The organism is Actinocrinis sp. (assembly GCF_035938995.1).
Lineage (GTDB): Bacteria > Actinomycetota > Actinomycetes > Streptomycetales > Catenulisporaceae > DASZGI01.
In genome coordinates this window covers 1-20,963 of the sequence record NZ_DASZGI010000137.1, presented here as the reverse complement: position 1 = coordinate 20,963, position 20,963 = coordinate 1, and the positions used below count along the sequence as shown (strand labels likewise).

Genomic DNA, 20,963 nt, shown 5'->3' with positions numbered 1-20,963 from the left:
GATCTCGGAGATGGGGTAGCGCGACTCGCGGCGCACGGCCATGAAGATGCGGGGCATGACCGGGAAGTGGAAGGCCATGTGGCACTCGTCGCCGCCGATCTTGGCGTCGCCGAAGTACTCCACCACGTCGGCCGGCCACTGGTTCGCCTCGGCCAGCAGCACCGTGTCCGGGTACTCCGCGTCGACCATCTTGCGGACCTTCTTCAGGAACCCGTGGGTCCTGGGCAGGTTCTCGCAGTTGGTGCCCTCCTCCTGGTAGAGGTAGGGCACCGCGTCGAGCCGGAAGCCGTCGATGCCGAGGTCCAGCCAGAACCGCAGCGCGGCCAGCATCTCGGTGTGCACTTCCGGGTTCTCGTAGTTCAGGTCCGGCTGGTGCGAGAAGAACCGGTGCCAGTAGTACTGCTTGCGCACCGGGTCGAAGGTCCAGTTCGAGGTCTCGGTGTCGACGAAGATGATCCGCGCGTCCTGGTACTGCTTGTCGTCGTCCGCCCAGACGTAGTACTCGCCGTACGGGCCCTCCGGGTCCTGGCGGGATGCCTGGAACCACGGGTGCTGGTCGCTGGTGTGGTTCACCACGAAGTCGATGATCACCCGGATGCCGCGGGCGTGCGCCTGCTCGACGAACTCGACGAAGTCACCCAGGTCGCCGAACTCGGGCAGCACGGCGGTGTAGTCCGACACGTCGTAGCCGCCGTCGCGCAGCGGCGACTTGAAGAACGGCGGCAGCCAGATGCAGTCGATCCCGAGCCATTGCAGGTAGTCCAGCTTGCTGGTCAGGCCCTTGAGATCACCGGTGCCGTCGTTGTTCGCGTCGTGGAACGAGCGGACGAGAACCTCGTAGAAGACGGCCCGCTTGAACCACTCCGGGTCGCGCTCGCTCTTGGGCAGGTCGAGCGGGGAGTCTGACACTGGTTCGTTGACGATCACGGCTACTCCAGTGTGCGAGGAGCACCATGTGGTGCACGGGTGAGGGTGGCGGTGCGGGGCGGTGCTCGAGCAGCCCGGCCGCACGCCGAGCCGCACACCGCCTGTCATCTGTGCGTTTATCTATGCCAGGTGAGCAGGTGCGCGGACTGCACGCGGGGGTCGAGCCGGATGAAGTTGTCCCGGCCCCACTGGAAGACCGCGCCGGTCAGCTCATCGCGGACCGTGAAGCGGTCGTCCCAGCCGAGGCCGAGTGCCGACAGGTCCAGCGAGACGGTGGCCTCGACCGTGCGGTGCGGGTCCAGGTTCACCACTGCCAAGACCATGTCGTCGTCTGTGCGTTTGGAGTAGCACAGCACAGCATCGCTGTCTGCGGAGTGGAATTGCAGATTACGTAATCCTTGGAGTGCGGGGTGTTCGCGGCGCAGGGTGTTCAGCCGGGCGAGAAGCGGAGCTAGGGACCTTCCCTCGGCCAGCGCACCAGCCCAATCGCGCGGGCGCAGCTGGTATTTCTCCGAGTCGAGGTACTCCTCGCTGCCCGGCCGCACCGGGACGTTCTCGCAAAGCTCGTATCCAGCATAGACGCCCCAGGTCGGGCTGAGTGTCGCGGCGAGGACCGCGCGCACCACGAACGCCGCGCGGCCACCCTCCTGAAGGTAGGCATGCAGGATGTCCGGGGTGTTAACGAAAAAATTCGGGCGCAGATACGCGCCGCTGTCGTGGGCCAGCTGCGAGGCGTACTCCTTAAGCTCGCTTTGAGTGTTACGCCAGGTGAAGTAGGTGTACGACTGGTGGAAGCCGATCTTGGCCAGGGTGGTGAGCATCGCCGGCCGGGTGAAGGCCTCTGCCAGGAAGAGCACGTCCGGGTCGGTGGCGTGGATCCGGTCGAGCAGCCGCTCCCAGAACATCACCGGCTTGGTATGCGGATTGTCGACCCGGAAGATCCGCACCCCGTGCGACATCCACAGACGCAGCACCCGCTCGCACTCCTCGAGGATCGCCGGGAGCACGCCCGGCCCGTCGAAGTCGAGCGGGTAGATGTCCTGGTACTTCTTCGGCGGGTTCTCGGCGTAGGCGATGGTCCCGTCCGGCCGGTGCTTGAACCAGTCCGGGTGCTTGAGAACCCACGGGTGGTCCGGCGAGCACTGCAGCGCGAAGTCCAGCGCGACCTCCAGGCCCAGCCCGGCCGCCCGTTCGACGAAGAAGTCGAAGTCCTTGAAGGTGCCCAGCTCCGGATGGATCGCGTCGTGCCCGCCCTCCGGCGAGCCGATGGCCCAGGGCGAGCCGACGTCCCCGGGCGCCGCCGTGGTCGAGTTGTTCGGGCCCTTGCGGAACGCCGCGCCGATCGGGTGGACCGGCGGCAGGTAGACCACGTCGAAGCCCATCTTGGCGACCTCCGGCAGCCGCTCGGCGGCGGTGCGCAGGGTGCCCGGCTTCGGCGGCCGCTTCCCGGTCGGGTCCACCACGGCGCCCTCGGACCGCGGGAACAGCTCGTACCAGGATCCGAACAGGGCCCGGGTCCGGTCGACCCGCAGCGGGCAGCGCTCGCTCGCGGTCACCATGTCCCGCACCGGACGCGCCGCCACCGCACGGTGCGTCCGCTCCATCTCCGCCCGGACCAGCCGCGCCTCGGCCGGCACGCGCTGGTCGCGCAGGAACTCGGCGACCGCGGCCAGCTCCGCGGCGCCGTCCGGGTCGTCCATGACCGGCTCGGCCGCGGCGGCCCGCTCGAACAGCCGGGCCCCCTCCTCGAAGACCAGCTCGATGTCCATACGGGCAGGAATCTTGATCCGGGCGTCGTGGTACCAGGTGCCCATCGGGTCCGCCCACGCCTCCACGTGGAACGTCCACTCGCCGCGGCGGTCCGCGGAGACATGGGCGCCATACCGGTCCGTACCGGGGGCCAGCTCGTACATCAGGGCCCAGGGCCCGTGCTCGCCGCCCGGGCCGGTCAGGACCACGTTCGCGGCGACGGCGTCATGACCCTCGCGGAACACGGTGGCGGTGACCTGGAAGATCTCGCCGGGCACCGCTTTGGCCGGGCGTGCGCCGTCGAGGATCCGGGGCTGGACGTCGACGACGGGGATGCGTCCGATGCTCATGCCCGATACATATCCGATTTCGGGCCGTGCACGCGAACGGGGCGTCAGGGGAGCTCTGAACGGCGCAGTGCCGGAGCGCGCGACCGCACTGGGCTTCCGCCCGGCTTTAGCGGCTGGTGCAGTCATCTCGCGATCTTTTAGCGAAAGCCGCTAACGTCCGGGGGCATGAGGGCTATCCGACGATTCACCGTCCGCACCGTGCTCCCCGAACCGCTGGCCCCGCTCGCCGAGCTCGCGGCCAACCTCCGGTGGTCCTGGCACGCGCCCACCCGCGACCTGTTCGCCGCCGTGGACCCCAGGCAGTGGGAAGCCGTCGGCCACGATCCGGTGCGCCTGCTCGGCGCCGTGCGGACCGAGCGCCTCGCGGTGCTCGCCGCCGACGGCCGCTTCACCGCGCGGATCGCCGACGCCGCCGCGAACCTGAGCGCTTACCTGACCGAGCCGAAGTGGTACCAGTCGCTGTCCGACGCCCCGCGCGGCGTCGCGTACTTCTCCCCGGAGTACGGAATCACCGGGGTGCTGCCGCAGTACTCGGGCGGCCTCGGCATCCTGGCCGGCGACCACCTCAAGGCCGCCTCCGACCTGGGCGTGCCGCTGATCGGGGTCGGACTGCTGTACAAGCACGGGTACTTCCGCCAGTCGCTCTCCCGCGACGGCTGGCAGCTGGAGACCTATCCGCTGGTCGACCCGGACAACCTGCCGCTCACCCGGGTGCGAGAGCTCGACGGGAGCGCGCTGAAGATCACCATCGGGCTGCCCAACCTGCGCGAGCTGGTCGCCCAGGTCTGGCTCGCCCGGGTCGGCCGGGTGCCGCTGCTGCTGCTCGACACCGACATCGAGGAGAACGCCGACGGCGGCCGGGAGATCACCGACCGGCTCTACGGCGGGTCCAGCGAGCACCGGCTGCACCAGGAGATGCTGCTGGGCATCGGCGGGATCCGGGCGGTGCGCGCGTACTGCCGGATCACCGAGACCCCCGAGCCGGAGGTCTACCACACCAACGAGGGCCACGCCGGCTTCCTCGGCATCGAGCGGATCAGGGAGCTGACCGAGGAGCAGGGCCTCGAGTTCGGCACCGCGCTCGCCGCGGTGCGCGCCGGAACCCTGTTCACCACGCACACCCCGGTGCCCGCCGGCATCGACCGGTTCGCCAAGGACCTGGTCGCGCAGCATTTCGGCGGCGACAACACCAACCCCGGCGTGCGGGCCGACGACGTGCTGGCGCTCGGCGCCGAGGACTACCCGGGCGGCGACCCGGGCTGCTTCAACATGGCGGTCATGGGCCTGCGGCTGGCGCAGCGGGCGAACGGCGTCTCGCTGCTGCACGGGCAGGTCTCCCGGGAGATGTTCGGCGGGCTGTGGCCCGGATTCGACGCTCCCGAGGTGCCGATCTCCTCGGTGACCAACGGCGTGCACGCGGAGACCTGGGTACACCCCTCGGTGTTCGAGCTGGCCGAGCGGGAGCTGGGCCCGGGGACGCTGTTCGCCGAGCCCTTCCAGGCGGTGGACCGGCTCTCGGACAAGACGATCTGGGAGATCCGCTGCCGGCTGCGCGCCGAGCTGGTGCGCGAGGCCCGCAGCCGGGTCAAGCGCTCCTGGCTGGCCCGCGGCGCCTCGGAGGCGGAGCTGGGCTGGACCGAGGACGTGCTCGACCCGAACGCGCTCACCATCGGCTTCGCCCGCCGGGTGCCGTCGTACAAGCGGCTGACCCTGATGCTGCGCGATCCGGAGCGGCTCACCGCGCTGCTGCTGAACTCGGACCGCCCGGTCCAGCTGGTCATCGCGGGCAAGGCGCACCCGGCCGACGAGGGCGGCAAGCGGCTGATCCAGGAGCTGGTCAGGTTCGCCGACGAGTCCCACGTGCGGCACCGGATCGTGTTCCTGCCCGACTACGACATGGCGATGGCGCAGGTTCTGCTGCCCGGCTGCGACGTGTGGCTCAACAACCCGCTGCGGCCGCTTGAGGCCTGTGGGACGTCCGGGATGAAGGCGGCGCTCAACGGCGGCCTGAACCTGTCCATCCGGGACGGCTGGTGGGACGAGTGGTACGACGGTGAGAACGGCTGGGCGATCCCCACCGCCGACGGCATCGAGGACCCGGACCGGCGCGACGAGCTCGAGGCCGCGGCGCTGTACGACCTGATCGAGAACTCCGTCAGCCGCCGGTTCTACGACCGTGACGCGGCCGATCTGCCGATCCGCTGGATCGAGATGGTGCGGCACACCCTGACCACGCTCGGCCCGAAGGTTCTGGCCAGCCGGATGGTGCGGGACTACGTCAAGCAGCTCTACACCCCGGCGGCGAAGTCGGCCCGCGCGGTGTCCGCGGACGGCTACCGGGCCGCGGCGGAGCTGGCGACCTGGACCAAGAAACTGCGCGACGGCTGGCCGGCACTGGCGATCGAGCACGTGGACGCGGCGGCGACAGACGCCGAGGGCGCCGAAGTGGCCGAGGGCGGCGCGGACGCACCGCGCCTCGGCGGCATGCTACGGGTCAGGGCACTGGTGCAGCTCGGTCCGCTGGCCCCCGACGACTTGGAGGTTCAGGCGGTCTACGGCCGGGTGGACGAGTACGACCAGCTGCGCGACACCCAGACCGTGGCCCTGGAGCTGCACGGAGTGGACGACCTCGGCCGCAACCGCTACGAGGGCGTGGTCGAGCTGGACCGCTCCGGCCCGTTCGGGTACACCGTCCGGGTGGTCCCCCGCCACTCCCTGCTGTCCACCCCGGCCGAGCTGGGCCTCGCCGCCCTCCCGGCCCCCTCGGTGGTGGCCACCTCGCCGCTCGACTCCGCCCTGCGGTAGCGCCACTCGCTGCGCCGGTCCTGTCCCGCGTGATGCGCGGGTGGGGCCGGCGCAGTCGTATTCGCCTCGCCGAGTTCGCGCCGTAGCACCTCGGCCGAGCGCGTGGCGAAGTCGGGGTCGGCCGAGAAGATGCCCGTGAACGACAAGCGATGCTGCTTCGTCTGCGGCTCGTCCTGCGGATGCAGTGTCACGTCGCCGACCAGGCCTCCGGGTCGGCGCGCAGGAGCATCAGCGAGCGGGGCGCCAGTGTTATCGGCTGGCCGCCGTCGTAGGTCACGTCGTCGCGTTCGCCGGGGTCGCCTTCCAGGGTGGTGTCGATGACGCTGTGATACCAGCGGGCCCAGGGGTCGCCGGGCAGCACGAATTCCTGCTCGTCGGGGCCGGAGTGCATGACCAGCAGGAAGCTGTCGTCGGTGATGCGCTCGCCGTGCGGGCCGCGGCCGCGGATGTCCTGGCCGGAGAGGTACACCCCGAGCGCGGCGGCCGGGGCGAACCAGTCGCTGTCGGTCATCTCCTCGCCGTCCGGGCGGAACCAGGCGATGTCCTGGAGCCCGCCGGGGTAGGCCGGCTGCCCGGAGAAGAACACCCGTTGCCGCAGCACCGGGTGCCGCCTGCGCAGGTGGACCACGCGGCGGGCCAGGTCCAGCAGGCTCGACCACTCGCCCTTGTCCAGCAGCGACCAGTCCACCCAGCTGATCTCGCTGTCCACGCAGTACGCGTTGTTGTCGCCGCCCTGCGTCCGGCCGAACTCGTCCCCGGCGGTGATCATCGGCACCCCGGTCGCCAGCACCAGCGTGGCCAGCACGTTGCGGATCTGGCGGCGGCGCAGCAGGTTGACGGCCTCGTCGTCGGTTTCGCCCTCGACCCCGTAGTTGGCCGACCGGTTGTCGTTGTTGCCGTCGCGGTTGTTCTCGCCGTGCGCCTCGTTGTGCTTGCGCTCGTAGGTGACCAGGTCGCGCAGAGTGAAGCCGTCGTGCGCGGTGACGAAGTTGATCGAGGCGTAGGGGCGGCGCCCGTCGTCCTGGTACAGGTCGGACGAGCCGGAGAGGCGATAGGCCAGGTCGCGCACGTCGGTGCGGGCACCGCGCCAGAAGTCGCGCACCGTGTCGCGGAACTTGTCGTTCCACTCGGTCCACAGCGGCGGGAACTCGCCCACCTGGTAGCCGCCCTGCCCGACGTCCCAGGGCTCGGCGATCAGCTTGACCTGCTGGAGCACCGGGTCCTGGGCGATGACGGTCAGGAACGCGGACAGTTTGTCGACGTCGTGGAACGAGCGGGCCAGCGCGGACGCGAGGTCGAAGCGGAACCCGTCCACACCCATCTCGGTGACCCAGTACCGCAGCGAGTCGGTGATCAGCTGAAGGACGTGCGGCTGGACGACGTTCAGCGTGTTGCCGCAGCCGGTGTAGTCCAGGTAGCGGCTCGGATCGCGCTCGTCGAGCCGGTAGTAGCCCTCGTTGTCGATGCCGCGGAAGCACAGCGTAGGGCCGTCCGCGCCGCCCTCGGCCGTGTGGTTGTACACGACGTCGAGGATCACCTCGATCCCGGCGGCGTGCAGCGCGGCGACCATCTCCTTGAACTCGTGCACCTGGCCGCCGCGGGTTCCGCGCCGCACGGCGGCCGAGTAGGCGGCGTGCGGGGCGAAGTAGCCGAGCGAGTTGTAGCCCCAGTAGTTGCTCATGCGGCGGGCTAGCAGGTGCGGCTCGGAGACGAAGTGGTGGATCGGCAGCAGCTCGACCGCGGTCACACCCAGATGGAGCAGGTGATCCAGCGCAGCCGGATGGCCGAGCGCGGCGTAGGTTCCGCGCAGCTCCTCAGGCACTCCCGGGTGCCGCTGGGTGAATCCCCTGACGTGCAGCTCGTAGATGACGGTCTCGGCCCACGGGATGTGCGGCCGGGTGCCGGTGTCCACCGGGGTGTCGCCGATCACGATGCCGCGCGGCACGAACGCCGCCGAGTCGCGGGTGTCCCGACGCGACAGGTCGGTCGGCCAGTTCCCCTTGGCGTAGTCGTACACCGCGTCGTCGAGGACGAAGTCGCCCTCCACCGCGCGCGCGTACGGGTCGAGCAGGAGCTTGTCCGGGTTCCAGCGGCGGCCGCGCAGCGGGTCCCACGGGCCCTCTACCCGGAAGCCGTAGCGCTGGCCGGGCTCGACGCCGGGCAGGTATCCGTGCCAGGTGTGGAACGTGGACTCGGTCAGGGGAACGCGGGACTCGCGGCCGGCGTCGTCGAATAAGCACAGGTCGACGCCGGTCGCTCCGGCCGCCCAGAGGGCGAAGTTCACTCCCTGCCCGTCGGGGGTCGCCCCGAGCGGGTGCCAGTGCCCCGGCCAGGGCCTGTCCCAGTGCTCGGGCTCCGCCTCGTCGGCTGTTCGGTCACGCATAGTTCCCATTGTGCAGGTTGTGACCGGGCGGAGGTTGTATGAAACTTCCCGGGGTCAGGGCAGACAAGAGCGCGGGACAAGCGCGACCTGAGGGAGCGTCAGCATGACGGAGACTGTGGACGGGGTGACGGTCGTCTGGGGCGGCGACCACGTGCGGATCGAGGTGGACCCGGCCCGGCCGAAGGTCGCCACGATCCGGATCGACCGGCCCAAGCTCAACCCGCTCAACGCGCGGGTCCAGCGGGAGCTCGGCGAGGCCGCGACGCTGGTGAGCGAGCGGGACGACCTGCGCGCGGTGGTCCTCTACGGCGGCGAGGTCGCGTTCGCGGCGGGGGCGGACATCAAGGAGATGGCCGACCTGTCGTACGCCGACATGGTGAAGCACTCGGCGGTGCTTCAGGCGATGTTCATCGCGGTGGCCCGCATCCCGAAGCCCGTCATCGCCGCGGTGACCGGCTTCGCCCTCGGTGGCGGCTGCGAGCTGGCCCTGTGCGCCGACCTGCGGGTGGCCGCGGACAACGCGAAGTTCGGCCAGCCCGAGATCAAGCTCGGCCTCATCCCCGGCGCCGGCGGCACCCAGCGGCTGACCCGGCTGGTCGGCCCGTCGCGGGCGAAGGAACTAATCTTCACCGGGCGCATGATCGGGGCCGAGGAGGCACTGCGGATCGGCCTGGCGGACCGGGTGGTCCCGGCGGCGGAGACCTACCGGACGGCGCTGGACCTCGCGGCGGAGCTGGCCGACGGCCCGGCGTTCGCGCTGCGGGCGGCCAAGACGGCGATCGACCGGGGCCTGGAGGTCGACCTCGACACCGGCCTGGAGATCGAGCGCCTCCAGTTCGCCGGGCTGTTCGCGACCGAAGACCGGGGGGTCGGGATGCGCTCCTTCATCGAGGAGGGCCCCGGCAAGGCAGTGTTCGGCTGAGCGGTGTTTGGCTGAGCGGTGTTGAGCTGCGTGAACTGGCCTGGCGCCCGTGGAAACCGCCTCGACGGGTTAAAGACCCGTGAGCGTCGTTTCACTGTCCCCGCCGATGTCATACGCTGCCGGTGACGTTGAAATCATTGGGTGAGCCGAGAGGCCGATGACGCAGGAGCCGATGACACAGCCACGCGAGGCCGACTTGCCCGAGGCCGCGCGCGCCCGGATGGCGGAGATCCGGTCCAGCAACACCTGGGGCTCGGCGCTCTCGACCGAGGAGTTCGCCGCGATCCGGGGCGTCGCGTTCGAGCCGGTCGGGCAGGTGCTCGGCACGGCCGTCTTCCACATCGGATACGCCGGCGCCTGGAGTTGCTCGGGCGCGTGGTCGGCCTCCTTCGGAACGGACGTGTCGTCCAACGCGTGGGCGCCGTTCTCCCAGCTGGTGAGGACCATGTACGCGGCGCGCCGGCTGGCGCTGGCCCGCGCGGTGGCCGAGTGCCGTGCGCTCGGCGGCGACGGGATCGTCGGGGTGAAGCTGCGGGTCGGCGGCTTCCCGGCCGGGGGCCTGGAGTTCACCGCGCTCGGCACGGCGGTGCGGGCACGTTCCACCATCCGGCCGCGCCAGCCGTTCACCTCGCACCTGAGCGGCCAAGACTTCGCCAAGCTCATCCACGCCGGCTGGGTGCCCACCGGCCTGGCCTTCGGCATCTCCATCGCCACCCGGCACGACGACTGGCGCACTTACGGCCAGATCCGCTGGACCGCCGGGAACCAGGAAGTCGACGGCTACACCCAGCTGATCAACCACGCCCGGCACGACGCCCGGCAACAGCTCGCCCGGGACGCGGCGGCGCACGGCGGCGACGGGGTCGTGGTCGACGAGATGGAGTTGCGGGTGCGCGAGCGCGAGTGCCCGACATACCAGAACTCGCGCGACCACATCGCCGAGGCGGTCTTCCTCGGCACCTCGGTCGCCCGGTTCCACCGTTCCGAGCGGCCCGCCGGACCCAGGCCCTTGACCATCATGAGACTAGATCGGGAGCAGCGATGACCGAGCGGCCGAGCCAGGAGCTGGTTCAGGAGGAAGCCGCGCAGCTGGCCGCCGAGGGCGTGCCCGAGGACGCCATGCGGCGGCTCGCGCAGCTTCAGCCGGGGCAGAAGGGCTCGATCTTCACCTCGGACCTGACGGTGAACGAGTTCCTGCTGGTGCGTGAGGCCGGCTTCCGGCCGCTCGGCCTCGTGCTGGGCTCCTCTATCTACCATGTCGGCATCCAGCTCGGCCGGTGGTCGAAGAACCAGGAGCTGACCACGCTCTCGCAGGCCATGTACCACGCCCGCGAGCTGGCGATGAGCCGGATGGAGGCGGAGGCCAGCGCGCTGGGCGCGGACGGGATCGTGGGCGTGCGGCTCGACGTCGAGTTCAAGGAGTTCGGCGCCGACATCGCCGAGTTCATCGCGATCGGCACGGCGGTCAAGGCCGACGGCGCGGACCCGGGCCCCGGCGGGAGCTGGCGCAACAACAAGGGCAAGCCGTTCACCTCGGACTTGTCCGGCCAGGACTTCTGGACTCTGGTCCGAGCGGGATATGCGCCCCTTGATATGGTCATGGGCTCTTGCGTCTATCACATCGCCCACCAGCGCTTCTCCCAGGTACTCGGCAACGCGGGCCGCAACGTCGAGATCGAGCAGTTCACCCAAGCGCTCTACGACGCGCGTGAGCTGGCGATGAGCCGGATGCAGGCGGAGGCCGAGGCCCTGGACGCCGAGGGGATCGTAGCGGTCCAGCTGCGCCAGCACTCGCACACGTGGGGTTCGCACACCACCGAGTTCTTCGCGATCGGCACGGCGGTGCGCCCGCTGCGCGACGACCACGTCATCGACCGCCCGACGATGGTGCTGAGCCTCGATGCCTGACATGGAGGTGGAGTTGCTGGCCGCGGCGCTGCGCCGCGACAGCAGCGACCTGACTCTCTACGCCAACGTGCTGTCGGTCAACCTGGTCGACTCGCTGCCCGCCGGGGCCGTGCGGGTCGAGCGCAAGCGCACGGTCGCGGACCGGATGGCCGGGCGCGAGGGGGCGGTCAGCGAGCTGGAGGTCGCACTCGGCGAACAGCGGCTGGCGCTGCGGATGGATCGCGGCCGGGTCATCGGCGAGGTCAGCAAGGAAGTGCGCGGCATTGTGCTCTCCCGGCGCCAGGTCGGGCTGGACGAGTGGGTCGACGCGCTCGCTCAGGCACTGGCCGAAGCGGCCACCTCCAACGCCCGCGCCCGCGAGGCCATCGAGAAGTTCCTGACCTGACCTGCTCGCGCCATCGCGGGCATCCCACGACGAACAGCGGCCGGACACATCAGTGTCCGGCCGCTGTTACTGTCCGCTAAGCCCTAGGTCAGAAGCGGGCGGGCTCGGTATAGGTGCCGTAGATTTCCTTAAGCACGCCGCAGATCTCGCCGAGGGTCGCCTCCGCGCGCACGGCGTCGAGCATCGGCGGGATGAGGTTCACCCCGTCGCGGGTGGCTCCGCTGCGGAGGGTGGCGAGGGCGGCCTGCACGGCCGCGTCGTCCCGGTGGGCGCGGCGCTCGGCCAGTGCCTTGTTCTGCGCGATCTCGACCTCGTGCGAGACGCGCAGGATCTCCAGCGGCTCCTCGATCGTCTCGGTGTGCGCGTTGACGCCCACGATCCGCTTGTCGCCCTTCTCCACCGCCTGCTGGTACTGGAACGAGGCCTCGGCTATCTCGCCGGTGAAGTAGCCCTCGTCGATACCGCGCAGCAGGCCGGCGGTGATCGTGCCGTCGCCGCCGAGGTCCTTGATCCGCTGGAAGATCTCCTCGGCCTGCGCCTCGAGCCGGTCGGTCAGCGCCTCGATGTACCAGGAGCCGCCGAGCGGGTCGGCCACGTTCGCCGCGCCGGTCTCCTCGAGGATCACCTGCTGCGTGCGCACGGCGATCTCGGCGGCCTTCGCGGACGGCAGCGCCAGCACCTCGTCCAGCGCGTTCGTGTGCAGTGAGTTGGTGCCGCCCAGCACCGCCGCGAGCGCTTCGATCGCGGTGCGCACGATGTTGTTCTCGGGCTGTTGCGCGGTGAGCGAGACCCCGGCGGTCTGCGTGTGGAAGCGCAGCCATTGCGCCTTCGCGGTCTTCGCGCCGTAGACGTCGCGCATCCAGCGGGCCCAGATCCGGCGGGCGGCGCGGAACTTCGCGATCTCCTCGAAGAAGTCGATGTGCGCGTCGAAGAAGAAGGACAGGCCGGGCGCGAAGACCTCGACATCCAGCCCGCGCGAGAGCCCGAGTTCCACGTATCCGAAGCCGTCGGCGAGGGTGTACGCCAACTCCTGCGCGGCCGTCGATCCCGCCTCGCGGATGTGGTAGCCGGACACGGAGAGCGGCTTGTACGCGGGAATGCCCTGCGCGCAGAACTCCATCAGGTCGCCGATCAGGCGCAGGTGCGGCTCAGGCGGGAACAGCCACTCCTTCTGCGCGATGTACTCCTTGAAAATGTCGGTCTGCAGCGTGCCGTTCAGCCGGCCGATGTCGGCGCCCTGCCGTTCGGCGGCGACCACGTACATGCAGAAGACCGGCACGGCCGGGCCGCTGATGGTCATCGAGGTGGTGACGTCGGTCAGCGGGATGTCCCGGAACAGTACGTCCATGTCCGCGGCCGAGTCGATGGCCACGCCGCAGTGCCCGACCTCGCCGAGCGAGCGCGGGTCGTCGGAGTCCCGGCCCATGAGCGTGGGCATGTCGAACGCGACGGACAGTCCGCCGCCGCCGGCCGCGAGGATCGCCCGGAAGCGCTCGTTCGTCTGCGCCGCGTTGCCGAACCCGGCGAACTGCCGGATGGTCCACGGGCGGCCGCGGTAGCCGGTGGGGTACAGGCCGCGGGTGTAGGGGTGCTCGCCGGGCCAGCCGATCCTCGAGAAATCGGGGACGACGGCGCCCGGCGGTGGGCCGTAGACCGGCGCGGTCTCGTCGCCGGAGATCGTGGTCGTGTCGCGGTCGGTCTTCGGCGCCTTCGCGTACGCCGCCCGCCAGCGCTCCCCGCCCGCCTCGATCTCCTCGGGCCCCGCTTGATCAGACACAGGCGCTTTAGACAAGTCCATGCCACCAAACTACTAGGACGTCCAACTATCTGTCGACGCCGTCGAGCCGGGTCACCGCCGCGGGCCGGGAACGACGCGAATCGGAGCGTTATGGACCCACGACGACGCGCCCTGAGGGCGGTTTCAGGGTCGGGGATCGGACTAGAGGCGGCGTTGAGCATGAGCGTCGCCGCGGCGATGTGATGGTGTGATTTGTGGCGCCGGGGTCGTGCGAGTGGCGGCATCGACGAGGCGACTGCGAAAGATCGCGCATGTCGTCGCACCGGCGGCCTGTTGGTCGGTCGCGGCCCGCAGTCGCCGACACCCCCGCTGGTGTCGGAGAACCGCGACGGCGCGATCCTGACCGAGCGTCAGGTGCCTTGTGCGGCAGTCGGATGCGACTCAGGCAGCTGCTGCTCTGTCTGTGGCGTCTCAGTCTGTGGCGCCTCGGTGAAGTCGCCTGCGGCCATGCGCAGCTCGCGCAGCGTGGCGAAGAGGGAGCGGTGCTGCTCCGCGTCCAGCGCGCCGAGTCCGAACTCCGCGGCCATCAGGTCCGCCGTCGCCTTCTCGACCACGTCCCGGCCGTCGGCGGTGATCTCCGCGAGCACGCCCCGGCCGTCCTCCGGATTCGGCTTGCGCTCGACCAGGCCCGACTTGGCCAGCCGGTCCACGATGTTGGTCACCGAGGTCGGGTGCACCTGAAGCCGCTCGCCGATCTTGGACAGCGGCAGCGCGCCGGTCCTGCTGAAGGTAAGCAGGACCAGCGCCTCGTACCGCGCGAACGTCAGCCCGTACGGCCGCACGAGCGCGTCGACCTCGGCCAGCACCAGCTGGTGCGCCCGCATCAGCGAGGTGACCGCGAGCATGGAGGTCGATTCGCCCCAGCGCCGCTCCCAGAGCTCGAAGGCCCGTTGTACGGGGTCGAATGGCAGGCCGCCCTGGTTCGGCATCGGTGCTTCTCTCTACGCACTACATATCTACGTACCGGGGACGCCGCCCCGCCTTTGCTGTCTCTGTTCAGCCTTCGAGCTTCGAGCGGTCCCGCACCGCGCCGGTGGCCGCCGAGGTCGCCAGGTAGGCGTATGCCTTAAGCGCCAGCGAGACCGGGCGTTCGCGGTCGGCTGGCTTGTAGCCCCGGGTCGACTCCAGCGCCGCGCGCCGCGCCGCCAGCTCCTCGGCCCCCACTTCCAGGGTGATCGACCGGTCGTGGATGCTGATCGCGATCTCGTCGCCCTCCTCGATCAGCGCGATCACGCCGCCCGACGCCGCCTCGGGGGAGATGTGCCCGATCGACAGGCCTGAGGTGCCGCCGGAGAACCGGCCGTCGGTGATCAGCGCGCACTTCGCGCCGAGCCCCTTGCCCTTCAGGAACGCCGTCGGGTACAGCATCTCCTGCATCCCCGGACCGCCCTTGGGGCCCTCGTACCGGATCACCACGACGTCGCCCTCGACGATCCGGTCCGCCAGGATCGCCTCGACGGCGGCCTCTTGCGACTCGAAGACCCGCGCCGGGCCCTTGAAGTCCCAGATCGACTCCGCCACGCCCGCCGTCTTCACCACCGCGCCGTCAGTCGCGATGTTGCCCCACAGCACCGCCAGACCGCCGTCCTTGGTGTAAGCGCTCGGGACGGAGCGGATGCAGCCGTTCTCGGCGTCGGTGTCGAGCTTGTCCCACCGGTTGTCGGTGGAGAACGGCTCCGTGGTGCGCACGCCGCCGGGCGCCGCGTGGAAGAGCTCTACGGCCGCCTCGGACGGGCTCTCGCCGCGGATGTCCCAGGCCCCCAGCCAGGCGGTCAGGGTGGGGGAGTGGACCGCGTGGACGTCCCGGTCGAGCAGGCCCGCGCGGTTCAGTTCGCCGAGGATCGCCGGGATGCCGCCCGCGCGGTGCACGTCCTCCATGTAATAGGTCTTCGTGAGCGAGGCGCGGTTCGGCGCCACCTTCGCGATGCACGGCACCCGGCGAGAGGTCGCGTCGATCTCCTTGAGGCCGAACCCGACGCCCGCCTCCTGCGCCGCCGCCAGCAGGTGCAGCACCGTGTTCGTCGACCCGCCCATCGCCACGTCCAGCGCCATCGCGTTGCCGAACGCGGCCGGGGTGGCGATCGAGCGCGGCAGCACCGACTCGTCGTCGCCCTCGTAGGACCCCAAACCGTAATAACGCCGTGCCAGCTCGATGACCAGCTCGCCGGCCCGCTCGAACAGGGCCCGGCGCTTGGCGTGCGTGGCCAGCACCGAGCCGTTGCCGGGCAGGCCCAGGCCGAGCGCCTCGACCAGGCAGTTCATCGAGTTGGCGGTGAACATCCCGGAGCAGGAGCCGCAGGTCGGGCAGGCCGAGCGCTCGATCGTGCCGAGGGTGTCGTCGGACACGCTGGCGTCGGCGGACGCGGTCATCGCGTCGATCAGGTCGAGCTTGTCGTACGCCACCCCGTCGCGGATGTGCGCCTTTCCGGCCTCCATCGGGCCGCCGGACACGAACACGGTGGGGATGTTGAGCCGCAGCGCGGCCATCAGCATCCCCGGCGTGATCTTGTCGCAGTTGGAGATGCAGACCAGCGCGTCGGCGCAGTGCGCGTTGACCATGTACTCGACCGCGTCGGCGATCAGCTCGCGGGACGGCAGCGAGTAGAGCATCCCGCCGTGGCCCATCGCGATGCCGTCGTCGACGGCGATCGTGTTGAACTCCTTGGCCACCCCGCCCGCCGCGACGACCGACTCGGCCACGATCTCGCCCACGTTGCGCAGGTGCACGTGCCCCGGGACGAACTGGGTGAAGGAGTTCGCGACCGCGACGATCGGCTTGCCGAAGTCCGAGTCGGTCATACCCGTGGCGCGCCACAGCGCCCGCGCGCCCGCCATGTTGCGGCCGTGGGTGGACGTCCGTGACCGAAGTGGTGGCATCGTCGACTCCCTAAGCTTTCCGATCCGGTACTGCGCTGCCCGGGCTTTTCAGGTCGGATTCTCCCACCACGTCCGCCGCTCGGACCAGGGATACCAAAGAGTGGGACGGGACGCGGCCTCGAGTCAGGCGGCGACTGGCTGTGCGACGCGCGCCGCGGAGGCCAGCTCCGCCCGAACCGAACGCTCGGCGAAGAACGCCCCAGTGGGCAGCACCGCCATCAGCAGGACCCAGAGCGTGCGCTTGCCGGTCCACCGCAGCTGCCTGCGGCCGTCCAGTGCGAGCAGCACGTAGGCGATGAAGAGCAAGCCGTGCACGGTGCCGAAGATCCGCATCAGCACGAGGTTCCCGGCGGCGAACTGGATCGGCATGCCGACACAGAGCAGCAGGAGGAAGGAGACCCCTTCGGCAAGGGAGACGTAGCCGAAGAAACGGGAAAAGAGGCTCTTGTCGGGCATGAACGGATCCTCGAGGCTGGTATCGGGCGGGATTCGACTGGCCCGACCAGCTTAACGACATCACGTCGGGAAAATGTCCCCATCGGGCGAGAGTCCGGTCACATTAGTCCCCGCCAATGTCTAGGGTGTGCGCATGGATTGGGACAGGCGCCGGTGTGCGCGCCGGGGGCATGTGCTGTACGAGCCGACTGAGCCGGGCTATCGCGACCGGCTCCGAGTCGAGACCGCGGTGGGTACCGCCTGGCGGTGCCTGCGCTGTGGCGACTTCGCGCTCCAGCCGCCGACCGTGTCCGGACCCGCCGCCGATGCGCCCATCGTTCCGCGCGGCAAGGCGCTGCGCTCGCTGTTGATCATGCGGCTGCTCGCGGTCGAGCGGATCTTCCGCTTCCTGCTGGTCGGCGCGGCCGCGTACGCGGTGTGGAAGTTCTCGAACTCGCAGCAAGCGCTTTCGCAGCTGTTCGAGCAAGACCTGACCCTCCTGAAGCCGCTCGCCACGCACTTCGGCTACGACCTCGACCACTCCTCGGTGGTCGACACCATCCGCAAGACCTTCAACTACAAGCACTCCACCCTCGACATCGCGGCGGTCCTGCTCGGCGCCTACGCGATCATCGAGCTGGTCGAGGCGATCGGTCTATGGCTGGCGAAGCGCTGGGGCGAGTACTTCGCCGCGGTGGCCACGGCCGCGTTCATCCCTGTCGAGATCCACGAGCTGCTGACCAAGCAGACCGCGTTCAAGATCGCCACCTTCGCGGTCAACGTCGCCGCGGTGCTTTATCTGCTGCTGAGCAAGCGCCTGTTCGGATTGCGCGGAGGTCGGGCGGCGGCCGAGCGCGAGCTGCACAGCGCCTCGCTGCTCGAGGTCGAGGAGGCGGTCGGAGAAGCGCCGGACGAGCCGCGGCCGGATGCCCCGGACGCCGAGGCGGCGGGTGGCGGTCGCGTCGCAGGGGCGGCCCGACCTGCGCCAGAGCCGAGCGCCGACATCGAACCGAGCGCCGGCTCCGAACCCGACTTCAGGCGGGCCGGGCGTCAGACGGCCGACCCTGAAGATGTTCACTCTTCAACTAACTGACGTAGACTGGACCCATGGAGAACCCGCGCTGGCTCAAGGACGTCGAACAGCGGACCTGGCGCGCCTGGCTCGAGGTGATGCGGCTGCTCCCGGCGCAACTGGAGGACCGGCTGCACGAGCGGCACGGCCTGAACCTCACCGACTACCAGGTGCTCGTCGAGCTCTCCGAGACGGAGGAGGGCAAGCTGCGGATGACCGAACTGGCCAACCGCACCTCGCTGTCGAAGAGCCGCCTCTCACACCAGATCGGGCGGATGGAGAAGGCCGGGCTGGTCGCCCGCGAGGAGTGCCCGTCGGACCGGCGCGGCGCCTTCGCCGTGATCACCGGCCAGGGATGGGACCTGATCCGCGCCGCCGCGCCCGGCCATGTGGCCGATGTGCGCGAGCTCTTCGTCGACCTGATGTCGCCTCAGGAGGTCGCGGTCGTAGGGCAGGCGATGGGAATCATCGCCGAGAAGCTGCGGCAGCGGCCCGGCACCGGCTGCGCCAACGCCCTACAACCGTAGAGCCCCGCGGCTGCCCGATGGAGCCGGTCGATTAAAACGAGCGGCCGGTCGTCTTAGGTGGGGCTGAGCGCTTGGGTATCTTTGCCTGCGGTGGTCTGCGTCAGGCGAAGTACGCGGCCGAGACGAGTCCCACCACGAGGCAGTAGATCGCGAACGGCTTCAGCGTCTTGGTCTCGAAGTACTTCACCAGGAAGCGCACCGAGATGTACGACGCGATGAACGCCACGATCGAGCCGGCGATCGCGGGCCCGACCACGCCGGAGTTCTCCGGCTTCGCCAGTTCGGGCAGCTTGTAGACCCCGGCGCCGAGGATCGCGGGCGTGGCCAGCAGGAACGCGAACCGGGCGGCGTCCTCGTGGTGCAGGCCCTTGAACAGGCCGGCGACGATCGTGGAGCCGGACCGGCTCAGTCCCGGGAACAGGCCGAGGATCTGGGCCGCGCCGAGTTGCGCCGCCGTCTTGCGGTCAAGCCGGGACAGCCGCACGTCGCTGGCGATGTCCGGCGGCAGCTCCCTGCCGTGCTTGTCCAGCTCGCGCACCAGCGTCGCGGTACCTGCATGCCCGCCCGCCGCGGCCTGTGCGGGCTTGCGCCGGCTGCCGCCGCCGGTGATGCTCGCGGCGTCACCGCGCCGCCCGGACCGGCTGGCGCTCGAGCTGGCCGATCCGCCGCGCATCTGCTCCGCGGCGTACAGCACCACGCCGTTCAGCGCCAGGAAGACGCCCGCGAGCGCCGGCTTGCCCAGATGCTCGCGCAGCAACTTGTCCAGGATGATCCCGGCGATGCCGACCGGGATGGTGCCGATCACCAGGAGCCAGGCCAGCCGCTCATACGGCGTCTCGATCCGCCGTTCCCGAACCGAGCTGATCAGTCCCTTGATGATGCGGACCCAGTCGTGCCGGAAGAAAAGGATCAGCGCGCACGCGGTCGCCACGTGCAGCGCGACGATCACCGCCAGATAGGGGGACTGCGGCGCCGTCATGTCCAGCGTCGTCTTCCACGAGCCGCCGATGAACGCCGGGATGAGCACCGCGTGACCCAGGCTGGAGACCGGGAACAGCTCGGCGACGCCCTGCACCAGGCCGATGACCACGGCTTCGAGGTAGGTGACGGAACCGGACAACTCGTGACCTCGGTCCTGTGGAGTCGCGTGTCCGGCGAGCCGGCGCGGATGAGAGGTGGCCGAGACGACAATAGCTACTTCGCCAGGCCGTCCGGGGACCGGTACCAGGAATCAAGGGTCTCCCGGTTCACCGACATCGACGCGGCGACTTTGTCCCACGGCATCGGGTCCAGACCGCCGGCCGCCAAGCCGACCACCTCGCGCAGCATCGCGTCCATCACGCGCCGCGCCTTGACCAGCGACATCAGCGCGTTCTCATAGGAGCTGCGGTCGATCTCCCGGATCGTCATCGGCAGCCAGCCGTTGATCATGCCGATGAACTGGCGGCGCAGATCCTGGTCCAGCTCGCCGGGAATCGTGACAGAACCGTCGCACCGCACCTCGGCCAGCAGGATGCCCCGGCCGTCGCGCACCGCGGCGCGCACCACCTGATAGCTCTGGTAACGGTGCACGTTCGAGCCGAACTGGTCGGCCCCGGCAACCTGCTCGGCGAAGTCGCGCAGCCGCGGCGCGATCGAGGCCGCATAACCTCGGAACGAGTCGCTGTCCAGCGACCCGCCGCCGTCGACGAGCGCCTGCGGCGGATCGACGACCTCGACTCCGGCCGTCGCCCACCGGCTGATCCCGCGGTCCCGGTCGAGCACAACGACGTCATAGTCGATGCGGTCGGGGCGGTAGAACCTTGTCATCGCGCGCCCTTCCCCACTCGGCCCTTGCGGGCCGACTCATCCGGGGACATTTCTCGCAGCCCCCTGGGTACGTGGAGTGAACGCTTTCGAAAAGCGCGGAGAACTTATCCTCAGCGTCCGAACGTCGCGACGAGCCTGAGCCGGGCGCCCGCGCGACGTGTGCGAGAGAGGGTCAGCGAGCCGGAGCCGGGCGGCCCCGCGTCGGGGATCATCGAGCCGTGAAACAGCGCTCCGGGCACGACTGATCCGTACGCCGACGGGATGGCCGGGATCAGCGACGCGGGCGCGGGACCGGCGAGCGACACCCGCAGCCCTCCGTCGCGGACCCGGCCGACCGACCCCTCGAGCCGCACCATCTCGTCCGGACCGGCGTCCGAACCGAGCGCGGAGGCGATCATGTCGACCGCGTAACGGCGGTTGCCGAGCGCGGTGAGGTCGGCGACGGTCAGCCGCACCGAACGGGTCTTGTCCACGGCGACGGCTATTTCCCCGACGGTCGCGTGCACCGGTTCGCCGATCTGCAGGGCGCCGGACAACAGCGGCATCGTCACCGTCCGGGGGTGCCACGGGGCAAGCGCGCGCAGCTGGGCGAGCGGGCGGCGAGACGGACGGGTCTCCGCGGTGCCGCCGGGAATCAGCGTCCAGCGGCCGCGCAGCGAGGCGGACCGGCCGCCCTCGAAGACGCCGAAACCGGGCACCTCCAGTGTCGTCATGCGAACCTCCGACCCCTCGTCTCGTCGTCGCCGGCCCGGACGCCGTGGGGAGGCTGGGACCGCATTGGGCAGGCGCCGCCGGGGGCCGGGACGTTCGGCGGGTCCGACACGAGACCTTCGAGCGCTGCCGCCGATCGTCCCGCGCAGTTCCGGCCCGCTCCGGCGGCTCCTCCTGCGGTACTCAACCTGCTCCAGTTTTCTGGGGATCTGCTAAAGGAGGGATAAGAGACCGATACGAGTCCGAGTCGAGCGCTTCAGTTTGGCTTCCAAGTCGACGGCAGGGCACGCGGAAATCGGCATCGG

The 20,963-nt window shown here is 70.0% G+C and carries 17 protein-coding genes; 7 read left to right on the top strand and 10 right to left on the bottom strand.

The annotated features are described in order from the left end of the window. Together VGZ32_RS09185 and VGZ32_RS09180 are read right to left on the bottom strand one after the other, a co-directional pair. A partial coding sequence (locus VGZ32_RS09185; RefSeq protein ID WP_326885466.1) for an alpha-amylase family glycosyl hydrolase occupies positions 1 to 927 on the bottom strand: 927 nt, incomplete at its 3' end. Positions 928 to 1,043: 116 nt separating this feature from the next. After that, positions 1,044 to 3,026, bottom strand: coding sequence for an alpha-1,4-glucan--maltose-1-phosphate maltosyltransferase (locus VGZ32_RS09180; protein ID WP_326885465.1), 1,983 nt, complete (start codon positions 3,024 to 3,026; stop codon positions 1,044 to 1,046). A gap of 165 nt (positions 3,027 to 3,191) precedes the next feature. Between VGZ32_RS09180 and glgP the strand changes: the two genes are divergently transcribed. Continuing rightward, the gene (gene glgP, locus VGZ32_RS09175; RefSeq protein ID WP_326885464.1) at positions 3,192 to 5,831 is read left to right on the top strand and encodes an alpha-glucan family phosphorylase; all 2,640 of its coding nucleotides are present in this window, start codon (positions 3,192 to 3,194) and stop codon (positions 5,829 to 5,831) included. A 187-nt stretch (positions 5,832 to 6,018) separates the two neighbouring features. Here glgP and glgX read toward each other — a convergent pair whose 3' ends face one another. After that, on the bottom strand, positions 6,019 to 8,214 hold the full coding sequence (glgX, locus tag VGZ32_RS09170; RefSeq protein WP_326885463.1) for a glycogen debranching protein GlgX: 2,196 nt from the start codon (positions 8,212 to 8,214) through the stop codon (positions 6,019 to 6,021). A gap of 103 nt (positions 8,215 to 8,317) precedes the next feature. Here glgX and VGZ32_RS09165 point away from each other — a divergent pair, with 103 nt between their 5' ends. The 4 genes from VGZ32_RS09165 (at position 8,318) to VGZ32_RS09150 (ending at position 11,429) form a co-directional block, all read left to right on the top strand. Then, a complete protein-coding gene (locus tag VGZ32_RS09165) occupies positions 8,318 to 9,136 on the top strand; it encodes an enoyl-CoA hydratase/isomerase family protein (RefSeq protein ID WP_326885462.1) in 819 nt (272 codons plus the stop codon). Positions 9,137 to 9,308: 172 nt separating this feature from the next. Next, positions 9,309 to 10,181 (top strand): heavy metal-binding domain-containing protein, encoded by an 873-nt coding sequence (locus VGZ32_RS09160; protein ID WP_326885461.1) that lies wholly within the window; start codon positions 9,309 to 9,311, stop codon positions 10,179 to 10,181. 74 nt (positions 10,182 to 10,255) lie between these two features. Continuing rightward, positions 10,256 to 11,044: a heavy metal-binding domain-containing protein gene (locus VGZ32_RS09155; RefSeq protein WP_349263542.1), complete on the top strand. Its 789-nt coding sequence runs from the start codon at positions 10,256 to 10,258 to the stop codon at positions 11,042 to 11,044. Beyond that, positions 11,037 to 11,429 carry a hypothetical protein gene (locus VGZ32_RS09150; RefSeq protein WP_326885459.1) on the top strand — a complete coding sequence of 131 codons (393 nt, stop codon included), beginning with the start codon at positions 11,037 to 11,039 and terminating at the stop codon, positions 11,427 to 11,429. The genes VGZ32_RS09155 and VGZ32_RS09150 overlap by 8 nt, the downstream gene beginning before the upstream one ends. 88 nt (positions 11,430 to 11,517) lie before the next feature. Here VGZ32_RS09150 and VGZ32_RS09145 read toward each other — a convergent pair whose 3' ends face one another. From VGZ32_RS09145 to VGZ32_RS09130, 4 genes are all read right to left on the bottom strand, one after another. Next, entirely contained in the window at positions 11,518 to 13,206 is a 1,689-nt protein-coding gene (locus tag VGZ32_RS09145) for an acyl-CoA mutase large subunit family protein (RefSeq protein WP_326885458.1), read from the bottom strand. Between the two features lie 371 nt (positions 13,207 to 13,577). Then, positions 13,578 to 14,156, bottom strand: a complete 579-nt coding sequence (locus tag VGZ32_RS09140) for a MarR family transcriptional regulator (protein WP_326885457.1) — start codon at positions 14,154 to 14,156, stop codon at positions 13,578 to 13,580. Between the two features lie 67 nt (positions 14,157 to 14,223). After that, entirely contained in the window at positions 14,224 to 16,104 is a 1,881-nt protein-coding gene (gene ilvD, locus VGZ32_RS09135; protein WP_326885456.1) for a dihydroxy-acid dehydratase, read from the bottom strand. A 123-nt stretch (positions 16,105 to 16,227) separates the two neighbouring features. After that, complete coding sequence (locus VGZ32_RS09130) at positions 16,228 to 16,560, bottom strand: DUF3817 domain-containing protein (RefSeq protein ID WP_326885455.1); 333 nt, start codon at positions 16,558 to 16,560, stop codon at positions 16,228 to 16,230. Positions 16,561 to 16,693: 133 nt separating this feature from the next. Between VGZ32_RS09130 and VGZ32_RS09125 the strand changes: the two genes are divergently transcribed. Continuing rightward, entirely contained in the window at positions 16,694 to 17,632 is a 939-nt protein-coding gene (locus tag VGZ32_RS09125) for a DUF2127 domain-containing protein (RefSeq protein WP_326885454.1), read from the top strand. A 14-nt stretch (positions 17,633 to 17,646) separates the two neighbouring features. Continuing rightward, positions 17,647 to 18,138 carry a MarR family winged helix-turn-helix transcriptional regulator gene (locus tag VGZ32_RS09120; protein WP_326885453.1) on the top strand — a complete coding sequence of 164 codons (492 nt, stop codon included), beginning with the start codon at positions 17,647 to 17,649 and terminating at the stop codon, positions 18,136 to 18,138. Between the two features lie 100 nt (positions 18,139 to 18,238). Here the strand turns inward: VGZ32_RS09120 and VGZ32_RS09115 are convergent, their stop codons facing one another. From VGZ32_RS09115 to VGZ32_RS09105, 3 genes are all read right to left on the bottom strand, one after another. After that, positions 18,239 to 19,258 carry an undecaprenyl-diphosphate phosphatase gene (locus tag VGZ32_RS09115; RefSeq protein ID WP_326885452.1) on the bottom strand — a complete coding sequence of 340 codons (1,020 nt, stop codon included), beginning with the start codon at positions 19,256 to 19,258 and terminating at the stop codon, positions 18,239 to 18,241. A gap of 74 nt (positions 19,259 to 19,332) precedes the next feature. Continuing rightward, a complete protein-coding gene (locus tag VGZ32_RS09110; protein ID WP_326885451.1) occupies positions 19,333 to 19,947 on the bottom strand; it encodes a hypothetical protein in 615 nt (204 codons plus the stop codon). Positions 19,948 to 20,057: 110 nt separating this feature from the next. Further along, positions 20,058 to 20,660 carry a hypothetical protein gene (locus tag VGZ32_RS09105; protein ID WP_326885450.1) on the bottom strand — a complete coding sequence of 201 codons (603 nt, stop codon included), beginning with the start codon at positions 20,658 to 20,660 and terminating at the stop codon, positions 20,058 to 20,060. Between the last annotated feature and the right edge of the window lie 303 nt (positions 20,661 to 20,963).

What these genes read in the sequence shown, in the direction of transcription:
- VGZ32_RS09155 (WP_349263542.1), top strand. Translation starts at nt 10,256, where the DNA reads ATGCGGCGGCTCGCGCAGCTTCAGCCGGGGCAGAAGGGCTCGATCTTC.
- VGZ32_RS09130 (WP_326885455.1), bottom strand. Translation starts at nt 16,560, where the DNA reads ATGCCCGACAAGAGCCTCTTTTCCCGTTTCTTCGGCTACGTCTCCCTT.
- glgX (WP_326885463.1), bottom strand. Translation starts at nt 8,214, where the DNA reads ATGCGTGACCGAACAGCCGACGAGGCGGAGCCCGAGCACTGGGACAGG.
- VGZ32_RS09120 (WP_326885453.1), top strand. Translation starts at nt 17,647, where the DNA reads ATGGAGAACCCGCGCTGGCTCAAGGACGTCGAACAGCGGACCTGGCGC.
- VGZ32_RS09160 (WP_326885461.1), top strand. Translation starts at nt 9,309, where the DNA reads ATGACACAGCCACGCGAGGCCGACTTGCCCGAGGCCGCGCGCGCCCGG.
- glgP (WP_326885464.1), top strand. Translation starts at nt 3,192, where the DNA reads ATGAGGGCTATCCGACGATTCACCGTCCGCACCGTGCTCCCCGAACCG.
- VGZ32_RS09150 (WP_326885459.1), top strand. Translation starts at nt 11,037, where the DNA reads ATGCCTGACATGGAGGTGGAGTTGCTGGCCGCGGCGCTGCGCCGCGAC.
- VGZ32_RS09165 (WP_326885462.1), top strand. Translation starts at nt 8,318, where the DNA reads ATGACGGAGACTGTGGACGGGGTGACGGTCGTCTGGGGCGGCGACCAC.
- VGZ32_RS09140 (WP_326885457.1), bottom strand. Translation starts at nt 14,156, where the DNA reads ATGCCGAACCAGGGCGGCCTGCCATTCGACCCCGTACAACGGGCCTTC.
- VGZ32_RS09105 (WP_326885450.1), bottom strand. Translation starts at nt 20,660, where the DNA reads ATGACGACACTGGAGGTGCCCGGTTTCGGCGTCTTCGAGGGCGGCCGG.
- VGZ32_RS09125 (WP_326885454.1), top strand. Translation starts at nt 16,694, where the DNA reads ATGGATTGGGACAGGCGCCGGTGTGCGCGCCGGGGGCATGTGCTGTAC.
- VGZ32_RS09180 (WP_326885465.1), bottom strand. Translation starts at nt 3,026, where the DNA reads ATGAGCATCGGACGCATCCCCGTCGTCGACGTCCAGCCCCGGATCCTC.
- ilvD (WP_326885456.1), bottom strand. Translation starts at nt 16,104, where the DNA reads ATGCCACCACTTCGGTCACGGACGTCCACCCACGGCCGCAACATGGCG.
- VGZ32_RS09110 (WP_326885451.1), bottom strand. Translation starts at nt 19,947, where the DNA reads ATGACAAGGTTCTACCGCCCCGACCGCATCGACTATGACGTCGTTGTG.